Source organism: Corynebacterium sp. HMSC074H12 (assembly GCF_001813755.1).
In the GTDB taxonomy this organism is placed as follows: Bacteria; Actinomycetota; Actinomycetes; order Mycobacteriales; family Mycobacteriaceae; genus Corynebacterium; species Corynebacterium hiratae.
The window spans coordinates 118407-139776 of sequence record NZ_KV813943.1 but is presented as its reverse complement, the minus strand read 5'-3'; the positions used below and the strand labels follow the sequence as shown (position 1 = coordinate 139776).

The window sequence follows — 21370 nt, the reverse complement described above, 5'->3', positions numbered from 1 at the left end:
AGTGTGAAAGGGTTTACTTTCGGGCGCGGCGCTGTGGGCGGGGTGGCGTGACGCCGTCGGCAAGCCGGCGTGTCCAGATCAGAAACGCTGTGTGCGCGTTCATGCGGTGCTCCGGGCGGGTGGCCAAGCCCTCCACCTTCCATTCGCGCACGAGGGACTCCCAGGCCCGCGGCTCCGTAAAGCACTTGAGCTCGCGGATGCCCTCCATCACCTTCATCAGCTGCGGCACGGTGGCGACATAGGTCATGAAAACGCCGCCCGGGATGAGGATATCGCGCACCTTCTCGAGGTGCTCCCAGGGCTCGAGCATGTCCAGGATGACGCGGTCCACCGGGCCACCCAGATCCTCGACGGTGACATCGGCCAAGTCCCCCAGACGCGGGCTCCACCATTCGGGCTGCTTACCGAAGTATTCGGTGACGTTGTCCACGGCGTATTCCAGGTGATCATCGCGCACCTCATAGGAGAAAACGTGGCCTTCCGGCCCCACGGCGCGCAACAGCGTCATCGAGAGAGCGCCGGAACCGGCGCCGGCCTCGAGCACGCGTGCGCCCATGAAGATATCGCCTTCGACCAGAATCTGCGCGGAGTCTTTGGGATAAATCACCGCGGCACCCCGTGGCATCGACAGGACATGGTCCACCATGAGGTGGCGAAACAAGAGGAAGGAGCTGCCCAGAGTCGAATCGATGACGGAGCCTTCATCCATGCCGACGACATCATCGTGGTTGATGATGCCCTTGTGCGAATGGAACTGGCCTCCCTCCTCGAGGACGATGGTGTAGTGACGCCGCTTGGCATCGGTGAGCTGCACGCGGTCGCCGTAGCGGAAGGGGCCAGAATAAGCCATGGCGTGGGTACCTTTCACATAGTTTGGGTGGCTAGGATTAACCCACCAAGTATGCCTCAAGGGCGTTACCAAGCCATAGTTGGTCGCGCTCGCCCACCAGCTCGCGGGCTGAGTGCATCGAGAGCATCGGCACTCCCACGTCGACGGTGGGAATACCCAAGCGGGTGGCGGAAATCGGCCCGATAGTGGAGCCGCAGGGCACGTCGTTATTGCCTACGAAGCGCTGGTAGGGCACCTCGGCGCGGCGGCAGGCAGATTCCCACAGGGCCACGGTGTTGGCGTCGGAAGCGTAGCGCTGGTTGCCGTTGATCTTGGTCACCGGCCCCTGGCCGATGATCGGGTGGTGGGTGGGATCGTGCTTTTCCGCGTAGTTCGGGTGCACGGAGTGGGCGGCATCGGCCGACACACAGCTGGAGCGCGCGAACATTTGGAAGCGCTGCTCCTCATTGGCGCCAAGCGCCCGAGCGGTGCGGGTAAGGATATCCCCCAGAATCGGCCCACCCGCGCCATAGCGCGAAGAGGAGCCAACTTCTTCATGGTCGAAGGCCGCCATGACGAGGATGTCCTTGTGCTCAATCGAGTCGGCGTTGCGGGCAGCGGCGAGAAGGGCACGCAGGGAGGCGTGGACGGAAGAGAGGTTATCCATGCGTCCAGCAGCGATGAGCTTTTCGCCGGCGCCAAAGACTTCACCGCGCTGGGCATCGGCGGTAATGAGGTTGAAGGAAGCGATGTCTTCTGGGGCAACGCCGAGTTGCTTGCCGACGACCCCCATCACCGACGTCTCCGGTGTACCTACGGAGAGCACCGGCTGCATGTGGCGCTGGCGATCCGGCTTGAACTCATCCTTGCGGTAGAGGTGGATAGCCAGCGAAGGCAAGCGCAGCAAAGGCCCGGTATTGACCAAGTGGCGTGTGCCATCGTTCAGAATTACTTGGCCGCCGACGGTGAGCTCACGGTCGAACCAGCTGTGGAGAAGCACACCGCCATAGACTTCCACGGCCACCTGCTGCCAACCGGCGGAGTCGAAATCTGGGGTGGGCTTGAGAGCAAGACCGGGCGAATCAGTATGGGAGCCGATAATCCGGAAACCCGAATCCGGACTGGCACCTTCGGGGACAAACCATGCCATGACCGCACCACCCCGGACCATGACGTGGCCGCCCGGTTCGGCTGACCACTCGGCGGACTCATCCTGGCGGCTAAAACCCGCCTCAACGAGTCTGCGCGCTACCTCCTCAGCTGCGTGGTAGGAGGACGGGCTGGCGGCGATGAAATCGAGAAAATCTTGCGTAGTGCTCATGCTTCCAGCTTGCCACGGACTGCCGGGTGATGCCGGAAGGACTGTGGGTGCCTATACGCTAGGCTGAGAAACATTATGCCGAAACGACTAGCCCTCTCCCCTTCCCGCGCCTCCGATTACAAGCAGTGCCCGCTGCTCTATCGCTTCCGGGCCATCGACAAGCTCCCCGAGCCCAAGACGAAGGCACAGGTCAAGGGAACGCTGGTCCACGCCGTCCTGGAAAAGATGCACCAGCTACCACGCGAGGAGCGGGAGTATCCGGTGGCGGTGAAGATGATTAAGCCCGAATGGGCAGTGATGCTTGAATCCGATCCCGAGCTGCGCGATCTGGTTCCCGAGGGCGAAGAACTCGACTTCTTCGTCGAAGCACGTCAGCTCATCAAGGGCTATTTCCAGATGGAAAACCCCCAGGGCTTCGACGCCCACGAGTGCGAGATGTACGTCGATACCGTGCTGCCCAACGGTGTGCCGGTGCGCGGGTTCATTGACCGCGTAGACGTTGCTCCCACTGGCGAGGTGCGCGTGGTGGACTATAAGACCGGAAAGAAGCCGCTCCCCCGTTATTCCCAGGACGCGCAGTTCCAGATGAATTTCTACGCATTGGTCTACTGGCGGCTGCTTGGCACGATCCCCACGCAGTTGCGGCTGATGTACCTCAAGGTACTGGACTCTATGTTCCTCACGCCGGGACCGGAGGAACTGGAATACTTCGAGCGCGACCTAGGCGAGCTCTGGGCCAAAATCGAAGGCGATGGCAAGGCCGGAGACTTTAGGCCGAAGACTTCAAAGCTGTGCGGTTGGTGCTCGTTCCAAGACCTCTGCCCGGCTTTTGGTGGTACGCCACCCGAGTATCCCGGGTGGCCCGACCAGACGGCGTAAACTGCGCTGAGTAGACCGTACGGCGGCTTAGAACAAGCCGGAGATCGATCCGTCAGCGGCAACGTCGATGTTGTTTGCCGCGGGCTTCTTCGGCAGGCCCGGCATGGTCATGACGTCACCGGTTAGGGCAACGATGAAACCAGCGCCGGTGCGCGGCTGCAGCTCGCGGACGTGGAGGACGTGGCCTTCCGGAGCGCCGAGCTGGCTGGGATCATCGGAGAAGGAGTACTGGGTCTTAGAGATAACGACGGGGAACTTCTCCCAGCCGTTGTCCTTGATGTACTTGAGATCCTTGAGCGCCTTGGAGGAATACTCGACGCGTTCTGCGCGGTAAATTTCCGTGGCGATGGTCTCGATGGATGCCTCGATACCATCGGCGGGATCGTAAAGCTGGTGAGAGGAGCCTTCGGAGAGGCTGTCCAAAAGGCGCTCAGCTAGCGCTGTGGCGCCGGCGCCTCCCTTGGCCCACACCTCTGCTTCCTCGAGCGCGACGTCAAAGTCTGCCGCCCACTGGCGCATGAACTCGCGCTCGGCATCGGTATCGCTGCCGAAGAGGTTGAGGGCCACCACTGGGGTCAGACCAAACTTGCGGAGGTTCTCCACGTGGCGCTCGAGGTTGACCACGCCCTTCTTCAACGCTTCCAGGTTTTCCGTAGTCAGTTCCTCACGTGGCTGGCCACCGTTGTACTTCTGGGAACGGATAGTCGCCACGACGACGGCGCCGGCGACATCGAGGTTACCGAAGCGGGACTTGACGTCGAGGAATTTTTCACCGCCGAGATCCGCGCCGAACCCTGCCTCCGTAAGAACGATATCGCCGAAGCGCATCGCGGTCTGGGTAGCGAGGAGCGTGTTGCAGCCGTGAGCGATGTTGGCAAATGGTCCGCCGTGGACGAAGGCCGGGGTTCCGCCGAGAGTTTGCACCAAGTTGGGGTTGAGTGCATCGCGCATCAGTGCCGTCAGCGCGCCTTCTGCCCCCAACTCGCGGGCAGTGACCGGCTTCTGGTCATAGGTGTAGCCCACGGTGATGTCGCCGAGGCGCTTCTTCAGGTCTGCCAAGTCGGTGGCGAGTCCCAGGATAGCCATGATTTCGGATGCCGCGGTAATGGTGAAACCGGTCTCCCCCGGTACACCGTGGGCCGGGCCGCCAAGACCGGTGACGACATTGCGCAGCGCGCGGTCGTTAACGTCGATACAGCGCTGCCAGGTGATGCGACGCGGATCGATGTTGAGAGCGTTGCCTTGGTGGATGTGGTTATCGATGATGGCGGCCAAGGTATTGGTCGCCGCAGAGATGGCGTGGAAGTCACCCGTGAAGTGGAGGTTGATGTCCTCCATGGGAACAACCTGGGAGTAGCCGCCTCCAGCGGCGCCTCCCTTAATGCCCATGACGGGGCCCTGGGAGGGCTCGCGCAGTGCCACGATAGCCTTCTTCCCCAGCTGGGTGAGGGCATCGGTCAAACCGATAAGGACAGTGGATTTGCCCTCACCTGCTGGAGTCGGCGAGACACCAGTAACGAGGACGAGCTTGCCGTTGGCGGGTGTATCCCCAACTTGGGTGATATCTACCTTGGCTTTATTCTGCCCATAAGGGATAAGAGCGGGCGCCGGGATACCGGCGCGGGCAGCAATATCAGTGATGGGTTCGAGCTGGTGGGCTTGAGCGATCTCAACATCAGAAGGTTGCGTAGTCATGCCCACCAGCTTAGCGTGCTAAAGAAGTGTCTTGAGCAAAATCAAATAATTTTTTGATGATGCTAGAGAACGACTGCGCCGATGGCGTAGCACAGGAGGACCGACAAGGCGATGCTCACAGTGCCAGGAATGATGAACGGGTGGTTGAAGACAGCCTTTCCGATGCGGGTCGAGCCAGTGTCATCCATTTCAACGGCCGCCAACAGGGTCGGGTACGTCGGCAGAATGAACAGAGCGGATACCGCGGGGAAGGCAGCGACTGCGGTCAGCGGGTTGACGCCAAGGGCCAGGGCCGCAGGCATGAGAGCCTTGGTGGTGGCTGCCTGGGAGTACAACAGCGCCGCAGCAAAGAAGAGCACGATGGCCAGCAACCATGGGGCGGACTCGATGATGGACCCGGAGATAGCCTGGATGTCCTCCATGTAGTGGTTAATCAGCGTGGTGCCCAACCAGGCCACACCAAGCACACAGATACAGGCAGACATGCCAGACTTGAACACTGGGGTGTTGAGAACATCGCCAGCGGAGATCTTGGTGATCATGACGATGAGGGTTGCAGCGGTAAGCATCACCGTCATGATGGCTTCGTTACGGGGCAGAGTCGGCTCTTCGATGAGTCCTACCTGGGAGGAGGTCAGGGTGGCCCACAGCATAACGATGACGATGGCAACCAGGAAGATGATTACGGAGGTCTTGGCGCCCTGCATCGGGCTGTAGTTGTGGGAGCCCTGTGGCATCTTCACCAAGCCTTGGGCCTTGCGTTCTTGGTAAACGGGATCATCTTCGAGCTCAGCGCCTGCTCGGTTGGCAATCCAGGCGGCAGGAAAAATGGAGAGGAACGTCGCAGGAATGAGCACGGCGAGGATCTGCAAATAGCCCACGCCCATGGGCTCCAACAGGGAGGCCAGCAAGACGACGGCCGCAGAAATGGGTGAGGCGCAGATGGCCATCTGCGAGGCAACAACCGCGATGGACAACGGGCGTGAGGGGCGGACCTTGCCTTCCTTGGCTACCTCGACGATAACCGGGAGCGTGGAAAAAGCGGTGTGTCCAGTGCCTGCCAGAACGGTCATCAGCCACGTGACGACCGGGGCGTAGAACGTGATCTTCTTCGGGTTTTTACGAAGGAATTTCTCTGCCAGGTAGACCAGATAGTCCATGCCGCCAGCGCGCTGCATGGCAGCGATGGCCGCGATAACGGTCATGATGATGCCGATGACATCGAAGGGGATATCTTCGCGGGTGACGGGGACGCCGGTGAGGCCTAAAAGTAGAACGCCCAAGCCGCCGGCCATACCAATGCCGATTGAACCGATTCGGGCACCGAGATAGATCGCCGCAAGGACGATGAGGATGTGCACTACAACCATTGTGTAACTCCAATATGTGCAGTTGAACTGCAGTATGGGTGGTAATTCGCGCGGCGGTCAGAACACGACCATGGCGCGAGAACTGACAGTTTTTATTCTTCCCTATTAGTGTGGCTTTAGCGAGTATTCAGGCCCGATTGTGTCCGTTTCCACAAAAGTGCGCACCGACGGCTCGGTCTCGAGAGAGGGCGTGATACCTGGTGTGGTTGAAAACGGGCACACGCCCGCGCCGCCATCATTGAGGCAGCGCGGGCGTGTGTTGTACAGCATGAGCGATTCGCTCTCGCTAGTGCTGGGCGACGATTTATTCGTCGATGTACAGCTGGCCGCGGAACTCCGGGTGCATGAGGTTTTCCACGGACAGAACCTTGTTGAGGGTTTCCTCGTCGAGCAGGCCCTTCTCCAGAACCAGTTCCTTGACTCCCTTGCCGGTCTTCAGGGACTCCTTGGCAATGAGGTCACCGTTGTGGTGGCCGATGAACGGGTTCAGGTAGGTGACGATACCGATGGAGTTCTCCACATAAGCACGGCAGACGTCAGCGTTGGCGGTGATGCCCACGACGCACTTCTCACGCAGGGTGTCGACGGCGTTGCCCATGATGCGGATGGACTGGAACAGTGCCTCACCGATCACCGGCTCCATGACGTTGAGCTGCAGCTGGCCTGCCTCAGCGGCCATGGTGACGACGTGGTCGTTGCCGAAGATCTTGAAGCAGACCTGGTTGACAACCTCCGGAATAACCGGGTTGACCTTACCCGGCATGATGGAGGAACCAGCCTGACGCGGCGGCAGGTTGATTTCGGCCAGGCCAGCGCGGGGGCCAGACGACAGCAGGCGCAGGTCATTACAGATCTTGGCCAGCTTCATTGCTGCACGCTTGATGGTGGAGTGCAGCAGTACGTAAGCGCCACAGTCAGAGGTTGCCTCAATGAGATCGCGGGCGGTCTTAATCTCCAGACCAGTGACCTCGGACAATGCGGCGGTGACCTGGTGGCGGTAGCCGGCCGGGGTATTCACGCCGGTACCGATAGCGGTTGCGCCGAGGTTGATCTCCAGCAGACGCTTCTGGGCGTCACGCAGGATGGCCTGCTCTTCCGCAAGGTTGTGCGCGAAGGCCTTGAATTCATCACCAAGGGTCATCGGAACGGCATCCTGCAGCTGGGTGCGGCCCATCTTTAGGATGTCAACGAACTCGTTGCCCTTGGCGTGGAATGCTGCCTGCAGGGTATCGATGCGCTCGATGAGGTCTTCCATGGCGTAGTAGATGCCCAAGCGGAAGCCGGTGGGGTATGCGTCATTGGTGGACTGGGACATGTTGACATCATCGTTCGGGTTGATGACGTCGTAGGAACCCTTTTCCTCACCGAGGTACTCGAGTGCCAGGTTGGCTACAACCTCGTTGGTGTTCATGTTGAGGGAGGTACCAGCGCCACCCTGGAAGACATCCAGCGGGAACTGGTCCATGCAGCGGCCCTCTTCCAGGATCTGGTCACAAGCCCAGATGATTGCCTCTGCCTTCTTCTTAGGAAGGACGTGCAGACGGCGGTTAGCCATCGCGGTAGCCTTCTTGACCTGCACCATACCGCGGATGAAATCCGGGATGGTGTTGATGGTCACGTAGGAAATCTGGAAGTTCTCGATAGCGCGCAGCGTATGAACGCCGTAGTACGCATCGCTCGGAACCTCTACGGAGCCGAGAAGATCAGTCTCAGTACGCGTCTTTTTGCTGGACGGGGACTTCGGAGCCTTGTTGGTGGCTTTTTCCTCGACCTGGGACTTCACGTCCTTGGTCTCCTTGGCCTCCGGCTGAGCATCCTTCTTAGTTGTCTTTGCCATCGGGGCTGACTCCTTGCATAAAAATCGAAGAACGATGATGGTCAGCCCCCATCGTAGCTAGGAGCGCGAATAAAATGCTTGGATTCTCCCCCTAAAAGCGGGCAATTCGCAGATCCGAAGCCAAGATTGCCTCGGCGCCAAGCCCTTCCAGCGCGTCCATCACCTGATTAGCCTGCTTGCGGGGCACCATGACGCGCACAGCCACCCACCCTTCGCGTGCCAGTGGTGAGATGGTGGGACCAGTCAAGCCGGGGGTCACAGCTTCGACGTCTGGGAGCTTCTCTTCCGCCACGTTGTAATCGAGCATGACATAGTGGCGGGCGTTGAGGATTCCGCGAATGCGGCTGAGCACAACGTTCTCTTCGGCCGTGACTTCTTCGCCCTCGCGCTTGATCACGACCGCCTCGGAAGAAACGATGGGTTCGCCAAAGGGCTTAAGCCCTTGCTGACGCAGGGTAGTTCCCGTTGAGACAACATCTGCGATCACGTCTGCGACACCGAGGTGAATCGAAATCTCTACCGCTCCGTCGAGGCGAATGACGTCAGCCTCAATTCCATTCGCGCTGAGGTGATTGCGCACAACGTTAGGGTACGAAGTGGCGATGCGCTTGCCCTGGAGCTTCGGAACATCCCACTGCTCCCCCGCTGGTGCTGCGTAGCGGAACGTCGAGGCGCCAAAACCGAGGTCCAAGACTTCGTTGAATTTCGCGCGCGAATCGAGAGCCAAGTCGCGGCCAGTAATCCCGAGATCAAGGACACCCTGCGCGACATAAATGGCGATATCTTTCGGACGCAGGAAGAAGAACTCGACGCCGTTGTCCTCATCCACTACGTTCAACGATTTATTGTGACCACGGCCCTTATATCCTGCTTCCTTGAGGATCTCCAGAGCGGCCTCGGACAGAGAGCCTTTGTTAGGGACGGCGATTTTGATCATGAGTGTGCGGTGCTTTCTACGGTGATTGCGCTGGTTGTTGAAACTGCTGGAAGCCCTCGTACTGGGCGGCCGATTAGAGGTAGGTGTAAATGTCCTCGAGCTTCAGGCCACGCTTGTGGGCCATGACTTGGAGCCAGTACAGCAGCTGCGACATCTCCTCGGCGAGCTCTTCATCGGACTGATACTCTGCGGCAATCCACACTTCGCCAGCCTCTTCGATGATTTTCTTGCCCAGGTGGTGGATCCCTTTGTCAAAAGCTTCCACGGTGCCGGAGCCTTCAGGGCGCTCGGCGATTTTCTGGGACAATTCCTCAAACAGGCTCTCAAAATTCTTCACAATGGCTTATTCTTCCACACTGCTGCATAAAATGCTTCCTCCCTAGCCGAAATCCCGACGGAAGGAGTCAACCGCTCCACCGCCCCGCAGCGAATCCGCGGCGGCTAGAGTGCGCGTAGGCGGTTGTACCAGTCGTGGACGTCGGCGGCTGAAGCGCCGTCGAGATGGCGGTGCTGGGTTCCGCGCAACTCGGTGATGACGGTCGCCTCCTCCGGTACCGCAACGTGGTCGCCCTCGGGCAACGCGATAACGGTGCAGCCGGCGTCGACAGCCGCGCGCATGCCGGCTGCAGAATCTTCAAAGACCAGGCAATCCTGCGGTAAGGCGCCTACCCGGCGGGCAGCTTCGGCATACATGTCCGGAGCGGGCTTGCCCCGCGGGACTTCGTCACCGCAAATCGTGTCCACGAAGTAGTGTCGGCCTAAAGCAGCAATCGCGGAGTCAGCCACGTAACGTTCGGTATTCGTGGTCACCATCATGGACACACCCAGCTCCTTGAGCTCACCAAGCAGCTCCGGAATACCCGGGAAAATCTCGAGGTGTTCGGCGAAAAGGGACTTGACATAGTCGAACATGAGCCGACGGTACTTTTCGGTATCTCCCGGCTGAAGCACGACGCCCGCCTTATCGGCGCAGATGGTCAAGGTGTCCTCGAACGTGGCGCCTACCGTGGCCAAGCGCTCCGTCGGCGTGAGCCGGCGTCCCAGCGTTTCGGAGAGGTGGAAGGTGGCTTGCTCCCAAAGGGGCTCGGAATTAGTAAGGGTGCCATCCATGTCCCAGAAGATCGCTGCGGGACGGGTGGCACCTGCAGCCTGCTCGCTATCCGTCAATTAAAAATCCAGTTCCGGTAGCTGTGCCAAGGCATCGTCATCCGCGCCGGTCGCCGCCGAGGCAGAGTGGATAAGCTCGGTGAGCTCCTCCTTTTCCTCCGGCTCCAGCACCGCGTCAGCATTCTTTCGGTTGAAGGCGGCGAGTTTTTCCACGGAGGGGCGCACCGCTGAACTCAACAGCCCGCCTTCCGGATCATCGGGCAGCTTATCCAGATCATCGAGGAAGGACTCGAGGATGTTGCGAAGATCCGGGAGCACCGTTGCATCGAACGGTGCCTCCCAGAACTCCTTTTCCTCTTCCTTGAGGTAATCCCCGGTGGCAAAGGACTCGAGGTTGGACATGAACTCATCTACGGTGGGCTGGAATTCGGCGCGAATCGTCATGAGCTAAATCATGCCTGAAGTTGTCTAGAGGCGCACGCCCAGCAGAGAATTAAGTGCAGTGCGCAGCAAGCTGGACGCCTCCTCATCCGGAGCAGCATCCTGCAGTGCCTTATCTGCCCATCGATCGATGACCTCAAGGGCACGTGGCGTATCGAGGTCGTCGGCCAAGGCACGACGTACGTGGTGCACGACCTCCTTGACTTCCCCCACGTTGCCTGCCGTGCGGGAAGCCGCCCGCCAGCGCTCCAGCCGCTCCTGCGCGGTGTTCAGGACCGCATCGGACCAGTCACGGTCGGCTCGATAGTGGCCGGCGAAGACACCGAGACGGATGGCCGAAGGGTCGACGCCCGCCTCGACGAGCTTGTGGACGAACACCAGGTTGCCCAATGACTTCGACATCTTGGTGCCGTCCAAGCCGATCATGCCGGTATGCACATAGGACTGGGCCATCCGCTCCACACCCAACGCTGCTTCCGCATGGGCCGCGGAGAATTCGTGGTGCGGGAACTTCAGATCCGATCCGCCGCCCTGGATATCAAAGCTGGACCCGAGCCGGTTGGTCGCGATGGCGGAACACTCGATGTGCCAGCCCGGACGCCCCGGGCCAAACGGAGATTCCCAGGCGGGTTCGCCCTCGCGGTGGGCGCGCCAAATGAGCGCATCCAAAGGATCCCGCTTGCCGGGACGGTCCGGGTCACCGCCGCGCTCGGCAAAGAAGGTCTCCATCTGCTCGCGGGAATAATTCGACTCGTAGCCGAAGTTCTTCGTGGCCTCGATGGAAGCGTAGATATCCGGGAACTCAGGATCGTCGACAACGTAGGCTGCATCGGCGTCGAGAAGCGCCTGCACCATGACCGTAATCTCGTCGATGGCCTCCATCGCTCCGACGAAGTGCTGAGGCGGAAACACGGAGAGCAGCTCCATGTCCGAGCGGAAAAGATTGATCTGCGAGGTGCCCAGTTCGCGCCAATCCACACCGTCGCGCTCAGCGCGCTCGAAGAGCGGATCATCCACGTCGGTGATGTTCTGGGCGTAATTCACGGTGTAGCCGTTATCCAGCAATTGGCGGTAAATCAGATCAAACGTGAGATAGGTCGCTGCATGGCCCAGGTGAGTGGAATCATAAGGGGTAATGCCACAGACATACATCGTGGCGGTCTCCCCCTTGATGTTGAGCTTCTTTACCTCTTCATCAGCGGAATCATAGAGGTGAAGCGGCGACGGGACGCCAGGGACGGAATCGATGTGCGGGACGGGCCAAGATTGCATGGGCACCATCCTAACGTGTGACCCCACCGCCGCGGGCGCATGGCCGGTTAGGGGGCAAGAACCCCGAGGCCCAGCAACAGCATGACGAGAAGCCCGACAGGAATGCGGTAGGCCGCAAACCATTCGAAGGAGTGGCTGCCCACGAACTTCAGCAGCCACGCAATAGACGCATAGCCGACGACGAACGCGATGAGCGTGCCGACGAGCAGCTGGGCGCCGGTGGCAGACTGCCCCACGGTGGGGCCGAAGGCGTCGCCAAGCGAAAACAGCCCCGAAGCCATGACCGCAGGAATGGCCAAGAGGAAGCTAAAGCGCGTCGCCACCTCGCGATCCAAGCCCAAAAAGAGGCCGCCCGAAATCGTTCCTCCCGAGCGCGAGACACCTGGGATAAGTGCCAAGCACTGGCACAGGCCCATGACGATGGCATCGCGCATCGTCAGTTCCTCGAAGCTGCGTTCCTTCTTCCCTACCCTCTCGGCGATGATGAAAACGAAAGAGAAGAGCACGAGCATGGAGGCGGTAATCCACAGGTTGCGTAGGTTATCCCTAATCAGGTCCTTGCCCAGCACGCCCAGGATGCCAATGGGGATGGAACCGACGATGACCATCCATCCCATGCGGTAATCCTGGCCACGCTGGTCCTTGCGCACGAGACCTATGAACCAGCCTTTGAGGATCTGCCAAATCATTCCCGCGAAGTACACGATCACTGCCAACTCGGTGCCGAGCTGGATAACCGCAGTGAAGGAGGCGCCTGCGTCTTGGCCCCAAAACAGGGTGGACACGATGCGCAGGTGTCCGGAAGAGCTCACGGGCAGGAATTCGGTGAGGCCTTGGACGAGGGAGAGGATGATGACCTGCATCCATGTCATGGCTTCAGTTGTCGCTGTTGTAGTCACCCGCGACAGCCTACTAGCGCGGTCCATGGCTTCCGGTTTCCACCACGCTGACTGCTAGGATGAGGGATCGTGAAAATGCGTCGTGTTCTGCTTTCTTCTGCCCTTCTCACCAGCGCCTGCGCTCTTGCCGCCTGCAATCCCACGGTTGGTGTTGGCGCAGATCCCAATTCCGCGGTCTATGGCAAGGCCGAACCCGCCTCCTCCCCGGCGGCCACCAAGCCGGTGGGCAACGTCGTCCCCTTCGATGCCGTGTCGGATCTCGCCGCAGTCGGTGACGTCCTTGCAGTTCGCACCGATGAGTCACTCGCCGTAGGCACCGCCGATGACTTCTCCGAGGAGAAGGCCACCACAGTATCCGTCGATGCGAAATGTGGCGACCTGACTGCCTCCGACCAGCACTTCCTTCTCGCCTGTGGGGATAAGGTACTGGTCTTTGATCCCCAGAAGCCGGATTCCCCCCAGGAGTTAGCAGTGGATGAGGAGACGCCGGTGACGGTGGCCACAGAGGCCTCCAGCGGCGAGGTCTTCGTTGGCTCTGGGGAATCCACCACCATCGGCGTCTATGCGGACGGCGAACGCACCACCGACATCACGGTGGAGGCCGGCTCAGATCAGCTCATCTCCGTCCCCAATCCGGATGGCGCCGACGGCATCGTCCGCGTCTTAAGGGAGGACTCCACGATTCAGTCGCTGGACTGGGAGAAGGACCGCGCGGGCGGACGCCTTCGTGTAGGCCAGGGTGTGGGTCAGATCGCAGGCGGTGAGGGCGCCGTGGTCGTAGCTTCAGATACAGTGGGCAAACGCGTGGCCATTTACACCGCCAGCGACGTCATTCGCCTGCACCAGTACGGAAACACTGAGGGCACGCCGTGGGGCGTGGCCTGGGACGCAGAGCGTTCCTTGGCTTGGGTGACCACCACTGACAACAACCTGCTGCACGCATTCACCGTCGCTGCGGGTGTTCCGGAGTCCGTCGGCAGCATGGCCACGGTGGCGGATGCTCACAACGTTGCAGTGCTTGGCGACGGCACCCTCGTCACCGCCTCAGCTAGCGGTGACGGCCTCCAGTTCATCAGCGATCCGCAACTCGACGCGACACCCCGCTAGATTTCGCCATCCCGCCTCTTTTCATCTTCGACTTTTTTAAGGACACCGCATGCAGTACCCAGCTCTCCACCGTGCCCGCCACGCGGTCTACCAGGCCGCGTTGAAGGGAATGTTCAAACTCAGCCCGGAACGCATCCACGGCATCATCAATGGCGGTCTCGCCGCGCTCCAGGTCGCATCGCCGCTTAACCGTGCGCTGGGCAAGGTCGTACCGGTCACTGATCCGGTCCTGGCACAAGAGGTCTTTGGCGTTCGCTTCCCGCGCCCGCTGGGGCTGGCCGCAGGTTTTGATAAGAATGCGGCGGCTGCCGACGTCTGGTCCCCCATCGGCTTCGGATACGCCGAGCTCGGTACCATCACCCCGAAGGCGCAGCCGGGCAATCCAGCTCCCCGACTTTTCCGGCTCAAGGCTGACAAGGCCATCTTGAACCGCATGGGCTTTAACAACGAGGGCGCGCTGGTGGCTGCCCGCAACCTACGCAAGCGCCGCTCTAACGATGTCGTGGGCATCAACATCGGTAAGAACAAAGTCACTGAAGCTGAGCATGCGGTGGATGACTACCGCCAATGCGCATCAGTGTTAGGGGATCTGGCCGATTATGTCGTGGTCAACGTCTCCTCCCCTAATACCCCGGGCCTGCGCGACCTGCAGGCGGTGGAATCCCTGCGCCCCATTATGGAGGCCGTGGTGGAATCGACGTCCTCGCCGGTCTTGGTGAAGATTGCACCGGACCTCAGCGATGAAGATATTGATGCCGTAGCTGATATGGCCGTAGAGGTTGGACTAGCAGGCATTGTGGCCACAAATACCACCATCTCACGCGAGGGGTTGGTAACCCCGGCTGAGGAGGTCGCGGCGATGGGAGCCGGCGGCGTGTCCGGCCCTCCGGTGGCTGCGCGCTCGCTGGAGGTCCTGCAGCGCCTCCACTCCCGTGTGGGCGATAAGCTGGTTCTGATCTCGGCCGGTGGTATCTCCACCCCGGAGCAGGCGTGGGAGCGTATCACCGCAGGAGCCTCGCTGCTGCAGGGCTACACCGGCCTGATCTACGGCGGCCCGGATTGGATCCGCGACATCCACCGTGGCATTGCTCAGCAGATTCACGCTCACGGCTTGAGCAACATCTCGGAGGCTGTAGGTTCCGGCCTGGAATGGGCGGACTAGACCGCCACGGCGGTCCTAGCGCAAGGTGCGGCGGATAATGACCGCACACAACCCTGCTGCGACGGCGTACAGGAAGACCACGTACTGGCCCATCGTGGTGAGAACCGTGTTGGGAAGCGCCCGGCTGGCGATGATGAGGACGAGCGCCAGGACCAGGGCGATGATCTGCTCGCGGCTGCCCCGCTGATCGCGGCGTTGGGTGCTGAATGCGCCGACGAGAAGCGCCGCACCCACAATGGCCAGGCGGCGCCATGTCCATTCGAAGGTAGCTCCCCAGCCGTCGGTAAATATGGATACGAGCCCGAATAGCGCGAGCACGGCGGCCAGCAGCATGAAGGCGCCGCCCACGCGCAGGGCGGCGGGGATGTCTACTCCGTCGGTGGTGGGGTTGGTCTCCGGATTCTTACTCATTGTGATGAGTGTAATTGGCCCTTTTAGTGGGCTTCGTACCAGCCCCAGGTAACCGCACGGCCAAGCGTGTGGAAGAAGAGGTTGAAACCGAGGACCGTTGGAGTGGCGTCCGGATCAATGTCCAGTTTTTCTACGTCAACGGCGTGTACGGCGAACAAGTAGCGGTGCGGAGCATGCCCGGCTGGCGGCTGGGGTCCGTAGTAGACGCGTTGGCCGCTATCGCCTCGCAGGCTGATGACACCGTCGTGGCCGAGGTCTTCAGCAGAGCCGGCACCAGTAGGTAGCTCGCGGACATCGGCAGGAATGTTGAAAGCCGCCCAGTGCCAGAAACCTGAGCCCGTTGGTGCGTCAGGATCAAAGCAGGTGACGGCGAAGGACTTAGTTCCCTCCGGTACGTCGGACCACGACAGCTGCGGGGACACATTCTCAGGCGCGCGGAAACGCTCCGCGATCTCTGAGCCTTCCTCGATGTCAGAGGACGTCACGGTGAAGCTGGGGACATCTCCCAACGGTGCGTAAGGGTCCGGGCCCGGGAAACGAGAGTCAGTGGCGTAGTTCACGGTGGTATCTGAAGTGTTGCTAGTCATAGATCCCTTTGTACCGGAAAGCTATATTCAGCGCGCCGATTTAGGGTGCAGACGCCATATACAGGGCTTGCGGGTGCACCGTCCGGCACGCGCAAGCGCTAACGAACAACGTACTTTCACCGGTGTGTTTTCAACCCTTAAAAGTAGCGTGAAAACATGGCGTGTAGTGCTGATTTGTGAAGTGGCACCGGTTCGGGATACAGTATTCGAGTGCCCAGCCGAGAGGCTGAACAAACACCCTAGCCCGGGTGGCGGAATGGCAGACGCGCTAGCTTGAGGTGCTAGTGTCCTATTAACGGACGTGGGGGTTCAAGTCCCCCCTCGGGCACAACCGAAACCCCGTGTCTCGCACCATCGGAAAAGATGATGTGAGACACGGGGTTCCTGCTTTCGTTGGTCCGGCCGGCGGCCGCGGGCGCCCCGACTCGGAGGCCCCGCACAATCCCCTATCCCGCTGTAGTAATAGTGGGTTCCCGCTCTTCGACCACCGTGGCTTTCTTCTTCGACGTGACGTAGCTGTGTACTGCCTTGATCGCAATGGGAGCTACTGACAGCGCAATAATGAGCAGCATGATCTTCTCAATCGAGTTGGCGATGCCCGGAATATTGCCCAGAAAGACGCCGACGAGGTTCATAGAAAGCACCCAAGCCACTGCCCCGCTGACATTCCAGCCAATGAACTTCTTATAGCGCATCCCGGCCGTCCCGGCAGCCACCGGGATGAAGGTACGTACGATCGGAACGAACCGTCCCAGCACCAAAGCAAGAGGGCCGTGCTTGCGGAAAAAATTCTCCGCGGTGTTAAGGTACTCCAACTTGAGGAGCCGTGCATCCTGCTGAAACAAGCCGCGCCCGAAGCGGTGGCCAATCCAATAGCCCACTTGATCACCTGCAATAGCAGCCACGATACCCACGGTGATAAGCAGCCACAGTGAGACATGGAGATCGTGGCGCAGAATCGCGGCGGTCACCAGAAGGGAGTCTCCCGGAAGAAACGGAAAGAGCACGCCTGATTCGATGAATACAACGAGCGCAATTCCGCCAATCACCCACGGCCCGAACGCTTCGAGTAAGGTGGCCGCGTCCATATAGGACGTGAGGTTATGAAGAAAGTCCAAGATCCACTCCAAAAAGATCATCGGTGTCAGGACAGACACGAAAAGAAAGCAGTGCGGATGCGCACCGCTCTTCAGTATCCTCCGCGAAGTCCATATCGTATGCACTGGATTGGGGCTTGCCAGCAAGTTGGGGCGAAACTGCCAGCCCCTCCCTAGACGGCGTTGATATCTGCTTTTATTTCCTCCCCGCTAGCGCTGGGCGCGAGTATTCTTCATGCAGCCTGAATGAGGGATCAGCAGCCTTGTAGCGCTAGGCTTGAAGCCCTATGAAAACTGGTTGGGTGCGCAGCGTCGGTGACTTCTTCGTGTCACTGGGACGATCGGCATGGCAGAGCTTTCGTCGCTGGAGCTGGAAGCGGTGGGCAGCAGTAATCGTTGCCGGCGCGGCGTTGATTGTAGGTGCCGTGCTTGTCGACGTCCCCTCGCTCGCCGTGCTGCGCTCGTGGTCGGAGCACCTTGGGCCTTGGTTCGTTGTGGCCTTTACAGGGGCCTATGTTTTCTTTACGCAGTTTCCCATCCCGCGAACTGTATGGACGCTCGCCGCTGGCCTGCTTTTCGGTCCGTGGCTGGGGTTGGCCATCTCTCTCGTGGCGCTGACCATCTCCGCTACCGTTTCCTTGCTCATTGTGCGCAGCTTGCTCGGTGAGTGGATTCGTCCGCACCTCACGCACCCAGCGGTGTACGCAATCAACGCTCGACTCGACCGGCGCGGCTGGCTGGCTGTAGCGTCACTGCGGATGGTGGCGGGAGTTCCTTTTTCCTTACTCAACTATGTCGCCGCGCTGACTCCCATTTCGGTCATGCACTTCTCCGTAGCCACGCTCATCGGCTCTATCCCCACGACCGCCATCGGCGTCTTCTTCGGGGATGCGCTCACCGGCTCCACGAGCCCCTACACCATTGTCGCCTTCCTGTTAGCGGCCGCGCTCGGGGCCGCGGGGCTCATTCTTGACACGCGTTTGCCTCTTGCCCCCGGAACGCGCGGCTCGGTCAAGCGCAAGGGGTAGACTGGGCCTTGTTTCTCTCTGGAAGGAGTCCCGCACTGTGCTAGCAGTCCACGCCCGTTACCGCGGCCGCTCGGTACGCCGAGCTGATTTGGTTCAACGCTCCGCCGCTGCCTTGTCCACCCTGGAAGGCATTGGTGAATTCGAGGTTCTCGGTGTCGAGGATATCTGCGCCGTGGCCTATTCTTCTTCCGCAGTCTGCGATGTTGTGATGGCGCTGCTCGCGGACGGTGATTGGGCCATCGGCATCGGAGTTATCCCCGGCCAAGGGGCCGGTGACGCCGAAACTCGGGCGGTGGCTACCGCCGCGGTCAAAGGCTCCGCTCGTGCGGGGCACGTCTACGCCAAGGTGGATCGTCGCGGGCGGGCACAGCAAGCGCAGGATATTGCGGCGGCCTTCGCCCTTTTAGGCTTTGTCTTGAACAAGCGCACGATGGAGGGCCGCGAGGCCACCTCGCTGGTACGCGGCGGGCTGAACCAAAATGAGGCCGCTGAAGAACTGGGCATATCCAAACAGGCGATGTCCCAACGCCTGCAAGCTGCGGGCTGGGCGGCAGAGACCGCCGGCTGCCAGCTGGCGGTCAACCTCATCGACCGAGCAAATGCGGATTAGAGTAAATCCTCTTTGCTCAGCTCCGGTGTGGTGACGAAGTCCACGAGCCGCTCTACCGCACCGATCAGCGTGGAATCCAGATCCCGGAATGACGTCACGGCGTTGTAGACGCGGCTCCAGCCTTCCTTAGGGTCAGACCATCCAACACGGCGGCAGATGCCAGTCTTCCAGTCCTCTCCAAAGGGCACGTCCGGCCAGGCTCGCAGCCCGAGGCGCTCAGGTTTGACTGCTGCCCAGATATCAATGAAGGGATGCCCGGTAACGAGCACGTGCTCGCCGACCGTCTGCGTCAACCGCGTCTCCTTCGATCCTTCGACAAGGTGATCCGCCAAAACCCCTACGCGGCGTGCAGGGCCCGGCTGAAATTCGGCGAGACGTTCCTCGAGGTTGTCCAGACCTTCGAGGTATTCGACGACCACACCTTCCACGCGCAGGTCGTGGCCCCACACCTTTTCCACGATGGCGGCATCGTGGATGCCCTCGACCCAAATGCGTGATGGCGCGGCTACCTTCGCTTCCACATTTTCCACGCGGCGTGATCCTGAATTGGACTTGCGGGGTGCTTGCTTTTCGACGTAGCGGGTCAGCGTAACCGGCTGTCCCTCCAATAAAAATCCACCTTTGACGAGTTTGAAGACACGTGCGTTTCCGTGCCGATCCTCGAGCCGCACTACTGGGCCCCACACGGTCTTGTCAACGCCTAAGACCGCTCCCACAAAATCATCACCGCGAACCTCGACCACCATGCCTGGTTCTGCGGGTACCTCGGGGTACTCCGTCTTCTTGTTGCGTGCATGTCCGGCAAAAATATCGCCGCCATAGGGGTCCCGGGAATTCAAGCTCATAGCGGTCTACCCTATCGTCTACACTGTCCAGCCATGGATATGCGCGCCGAAGTTTGGTCCCCTCTACAAAACGTTGCCGTGTGGCTTGGAGCGTGGTTGTGGGGCCAGGAATCTACCGATGACTTCCTCGACGCTCTCACTGAGCTTGGCGGCGAGCAAGTAGCCGCTGACGGTAAGCCTTTCGTTAATGTTATGTCACTTCTAAGGCGCGAGTCGGCCGCGATCATCGAGCGCGGTGAACGCGAGCCATTGCTGCGGCTGGTCCTTTCTGGGCCCGGCGAAGCGCCGGCTCTTCCGGCGGGATCCGAGTCCGCTCAAGCTGCGGTCGAAAACCCGGCCGGCGCCATCGTTGTGCGCACCAACGATCCTGATAGGAATTTAGTGCTTATCCCCACCTACATCGCAGGTGTGACGCGGTGGACGGTGATTGAGGAAACGGACCCGTTGCCCTCGCCCGCGTGGCTGAGCCCAGGAGAAGCGGATGCGCTGCTGAGCACTGCAACGAATGAATCGGCCTCTCTCATCGAAGCAACGGGGTATCGCAGCGATGCTCTCCCCAACCCGCGGCTGACCGTAGGTACGCTGAGCGACTTCTACGACACCCCGGGCTTGCCCTCAGCGGTGCCGGGGCGTGCGGCAAAGCTCTTTGCTCGGGCTGACCGGGTTGCTGCCATTATCGAGACGGTGACTGATCGAGTCCAAGACCACAGCCTCGATCCGCAGCTTCTGCGCCTGTGGCGCCACATCCGCCAAGCGCGCATGGCGGGAGTGGCCTACGCGTTAAGCGAATTCGCACGCTAGTGAGGCTTGCGCAGCGACCAAATATCGCAGCAACCATCGGCGCAGGGCTCGCCGTTGACCGTGCACCCCTGCACTGTGACCTCGCCGAGGGACGCGGGCACACTGCCCTGCTCTAGTTCCTCGATCAGATCCACGATCAGCGATGCAAAGCGCTCAGACGGCCCGGCGGTGCGGGTGCGGTAGACACTGACGCCCATCGCATCGGCGGCCTGCTTGAGCTCGGAATCGAGATCCCAGATCACCTCCATGTGATCAGAGATGAATCCGATGGGACAGACGACGACGCCGTCGACGCCTTCCTCTTCGTGGATCCGTGTGGTGTGGTCTACGATGTCTGGTTCCAGCCACGGTGTGGCCGGGTTACCAGAGCGCGATTGCCACACGAGGTCATAGTCCTTAACGCCGGCGGCCTCGGCGACGAGGCGAGAGGCCTCCGCCACCTGGCGGGAGTAAATATGTTTATCCCCTTCGTCACCTCCAACCGCATCGTGTGCCGTGGGCACTGAGTGCGCGGTGAAGAGCATGCGAGTGCTAGCCAGCTTGTCGTCCGGAACCTGCGTGTAGGCCTCCCGGACAGCGGCAGCCATTTCCTCTACAAACTTCGGGTGATCGAAGAACTGGCGCAGCTTGGTGAAGGTTATGTCTGGAAGGTTCTTATCCTCAACGTGCTGACGCAGGGCAACGATGTCTTCGTTGTATTGCCGGCAGGCGCTGTAGCCGCCCCAGGCCGAGGTGGCAAACACGGCGACGCTGCGCACTCCGTCCGCTGCCATCTGGTCAACGGCCTCTGTCCCAAAGGGATGCCAGTTACGGTTGCCAAAATAGACCGGCAGATTATGTCCGCGATCCGAAAGCTCTGCCGAGATATTGTCGATGATCTCTCGATTCAGTGCATTGAGCGGGCTCACGCCGCCGAAATGAAAGTAGTGCTCCCCTACCTCTTCGAGGCGCTCACGGGGAATGCCACGGCCGCGGGTTACATTCTCCAAAAATGGAACAACCTCCTCGTTTCCTTCCGGGCCACCGAAAGAAAGAACGAGGAGGGCGTCAAATGAGGAGGGCACCGAATCGGTGCTGTGGGCGTTGCCCTGGGCAGTACGCAGTGTGTCAGTCATACAGCCCAGTCTAGCAACGC

The 21370-nt window shown here is 60.5% G+C and carries 22 protein-coding genes and 1 tRNA gene; 7 read left to right on the top strand and 16 right to left on the bottom strand.

The genetic code is table 11. From position 1 onward, the window contains the following. Positions 1-13: 13 nt before the first annotated feature. Both HMPREF2932_RS10675 and HMPREF2932_RS10670 read right to left on the bottom strand, forming a co-directional pair. On the bottom strand, positions 14-850 hold the full coding sequence (locus HMPREF2932_RS10675) for a tRNA (adenine-N1)-methyltransferase (protein WP_049157698.1): 837 nt from the start codon (positions 848-850) through the stop codon (positions 14-16). 37 nt (positions 851-887) lie between these two features. Beyond that, on the bottom strand, positions 888-2150 hold the full coding sequence (locus HMPREF2932_RS10670; protein WP_070511860.1) for a M18 family aminopeptidase: 1263 nt from the start codon (positions 2148-2150) through the stop codon (positions 888-890). A 75-nt stretch (positions 2151-2225) separates the two neighbouring features. On the opposite strand from HMPREF2932_RS10670, the gene HMPREF2932_RS10665 reads away from it, so the two are divergent. Then, positions 2226-3029 (top strand): RecB family exonuclease, encoded by an 804-nt coding sequence (locus tag HMPREF2932_RS10665; RefSeq protein WP_070681293.1) that lies wholly within the window; start codon positions 2226-2228, stop codon positions 3027-3029. Positions 3030-3056: 27 nt separating this feature from the next. Here HMPREF2932_RS10665 and HMPREF2932_RS10660 read toward each other — a convergent pair whose 3' ends face one another. From HMPREF2932_RS10660 to HMPREF2932_RS10620, 9 genes are all read right to left on the bottom strand, one after another. Next, positions 3057-4724: a formate--tetrahydrofolate ligase gene (locus HMPREF2932_RS10660; protein WP_070702604.1), complete on the bottom strand. Its 1668-nt coding sequence runs from the start codon at positions 4722-4724 to the stop codon at positions 3057-3059. A 62-nt stretch (positions 4725-4786) separates the two neighbouring features. Further along, complete coding sequence (locus HMPREF2932_RS10655; RefSeq protein WP_071410120.1) at positions 4787-6094, bottom strand: anaerobic C4-dicarboxylate transporter; 1308 nt, start codon at positions 6092-6094, stop codon at positions 4787-4789. A 304-nt stretch (positions 6095-6398) separates the two neighbouring features. Beyond that, positions 6399-7931 (bottom strand): aspartate ammonia-lyase, encoded by a 1533-nt coding sequence (gene aspA / locus HMPREF2932_RS10650; RefSeq protein WP_046649146.1) that lies wholly within the window; start codon positions 7929-7931, stop codon positions 6399-6401. Positions 7932-8022: 91 nt separating this feature from the next. Next, positions 8023-8868: an ATP phosphoribosyltransferase gene (gene hisG / locus HMPREF2932_RS10645; protein ID WP_046649145.1), complete on the bottom strand. Its 846-nt coding sequence runs from the start codon at positions 8866-8868 to the stop codon at positions 8023-8025. 73 nt (positions 8869-8941) lie between these two features. Further along, a complete protein-coding gene (locus tag HMPREF2932_RS10640) occupies positions 8942-9205 on the bottom strand; it encodes a phosphoribosyl-ATP diphosphatase (RefSeq protein WP_046649144.1) in 264 nt (87 codons plus the stop codon). A 104-nt stretch (positions 9206-9309) separates the two neighbouring features. After that, on the bottom strand, positions 9310-10035 hold the full coding sequence (locus HMPREF2932_RS10635) for an HAD family hydrolase (RefSeq protein ID WP_071410119.1): 726 nt from the start codon (positions 10033-10035) through the stop codon (positions 9310-9312). Next, a complete protein-coding gene (locus HMPREF2932_RS10630; RefSeq protein ID WP_071410118.1) occupies positions 10036-10419 on the bottom strand; it encodes a hypothetical protein in 384 nt (127 codons plus the stop codon). Positions 10420-10443: 24 nt separating this feature from the next. After that, positions 10444-11688 (bottom strand): cysteine--1-D-myo-inosityl 2-amino-2-deoxy-alpha-D-glucopyranoside ligase, encoded by a 1245-nt coding sequence (mshC, locus tag HMPREF2932_RS10625; protein WP_071410117.1) that lies wholly within the window; start codon positions 11686-11688, stop codon positions 10444-10446. A 47-nt stretch (positions 11689-11735) separates the two neighbouring features. Next, a complete protein-coding gene (locus HMPREF2932_RS10620; RefSeq protein ID WP_232745459.1) occupies positions 11736-12560 on the bottom strand; it encodes an undecaprenyl-diphosphate phosphatase in 825 nt (274 codons plus the stop codon). 102 nt (positions 12561-12662) lie between these two features. On the opposite strand from HMPREF2932_RS10620, the gene HMPREF2932_RS10615 reads away from it, so the two are divergent. After that, positions 12663-13694 carry a YncE family protein gene (locus HMPREF2932_RS10615; RefSeq protein WP_071410116.1) on the top strand — a complete coding sequence of 344 codons (1032 nt, stop codon included), beginning with the start codon at positions 12663-12665 and terminating at the stop codon, positions 13692-13694. Between the two features lie 49 nt (positions 13695-13743). Next, on the top strand, positions 13744-14856 hold the full coding sequence (locus tag HMPREF2932_RS10610) for a quinone-dependent dihydroorotate dehydrogenase (protein WP_071410115.1): 1113 nt from the start codon (positions 13744-13746) through the stop codon (positions 14854-14856). A 15-nt stretch (positions 14857-14871) separates the two neighbouring features. On the opposite strand, the gene HMPREF2932_RS10605 is transcribed toward HMPREF2932_RS10610, so the two are convergent. After that, entirely contained in the window at positions 14872-15267 is a 396-nt protein-coding gene (locus tag HMPREF2932_RS10605) for a hypothetical protein (RefSeq protein WP_046649137.1), read from the bottom strand. 23 nt (positions 15268-15290) lie between these two features. Continuing rightward, positions 15291-15854: a YbhB/YbcL family Raf kinase inhibitor-like protein gene (locus tag HMPREF2932_RS10600; RefSeq protein WP_046649136.1), complete on the bottom strand. Its 564-nt coding sequence runs from the start codon at positions 15852-15854 to the stop codon at positions 15291-15293. 242 nt (positions 15855-16096) lie between these two features. Here HMPREF2932_RS10600 and HMPREF2932_RS10595 point away from each other — a divergent pair. Beyond that, positions 16097-16182, top strand: a tRNA-Leu gene (locus HMPREF2932_RS10595). A 118-nt stretch (positions 16183-16300) separates the two neighbouring features. Here the strand turns inward: HMPREF2932_RS10595 and HMPREF2932_RS10590 are convergent. Continuing rightward, on the bottom strand, positions 16301-16942 hold the full coding sequence (locus HMPREF2932_RS10590) for a DedA family protein (protein WP_046649180.1): 642 nt from the start codon (positions 16940-16942) through the stop codon (positions 16301-16303). A gap of 296 nt (positions 16943-17238) precedes the next feature. Here HMPREF2932_RS10590 and HMPREF2932_RS10585 point away from each other — a divergent pair, with 296 nt between their 5' ends. Further along, positions 17239-17979: a TVP38/TMEM64 family protein gene (locus HMPREF2932_RS10585; RefSeq protein ID WP_046649135.1), complete on the top strand. Its 741-nt coding sequence runs from the start codon at positions 17239-17241 to the stop codon at positions 17977-17979. Between the two features lie 37 nt (positions 17980-18016). Next, the gene (locus HMPREF2932_RS10580) at positions 18017-18589 is read left to right on the top strand and encodes a hypothetical protein (protein WP_046649134.1); all 573 of its coding nucleotides are present in this window, start codon (positions 18017-18019) and stop codon (positions 18587-18589) included. Here the strand turns inward: HMPREF2932_RS10580 and HMPREF2932_RS10575 are convergent. After that, the gene (locus tag HMPREF2932_RS10575; RefSeq protein WP_046649133.1) at positions 18586-19434 is read right to left on the bottom strand and encodes a DUF3097 domain-containing protein; all 849 of its coding nucleotides are present in this window, start codon (positions 19432-19434) and stop codon (positions 18586-18588) included. The genes HMPREF2932_RS10580 and HMPREF2932_RS10575 overlap by 4 nt on opposite strands. 33 nt (positions 19435-19467) lie before the next feature. On the opposite strand from HMPREF2932_RS10575, the gene HMPREF2932_RS10570 reads away from it, so the two are divergent. Further along, entirely contained in the window at positions 19468-20235 is a 768-nt protein-coding gene (locus HMPREF2932_RS10570; protein ID WP_049157678.1) for a hypothetical protein, read from the top strand. Here the strand turns inward: HMPREF2932_RS10570 and HMPREF2932_RS10565 are convergent. Further along, entirely contained in the window at positions 20232-21350 is a 1119-nt protein-coding gene (locus HMPREF2932_RS10565; protein ID WP_046649131.1) for a ferrochelatase, read from the bottom strand. The two genes, HMPREF2932_RS10570 and HMPREF2932_RS10565, sit on opposite strands and share 4 nt — an antisense overlap. Positions 21351-21370: the final 20 nt, after the last annotated feature.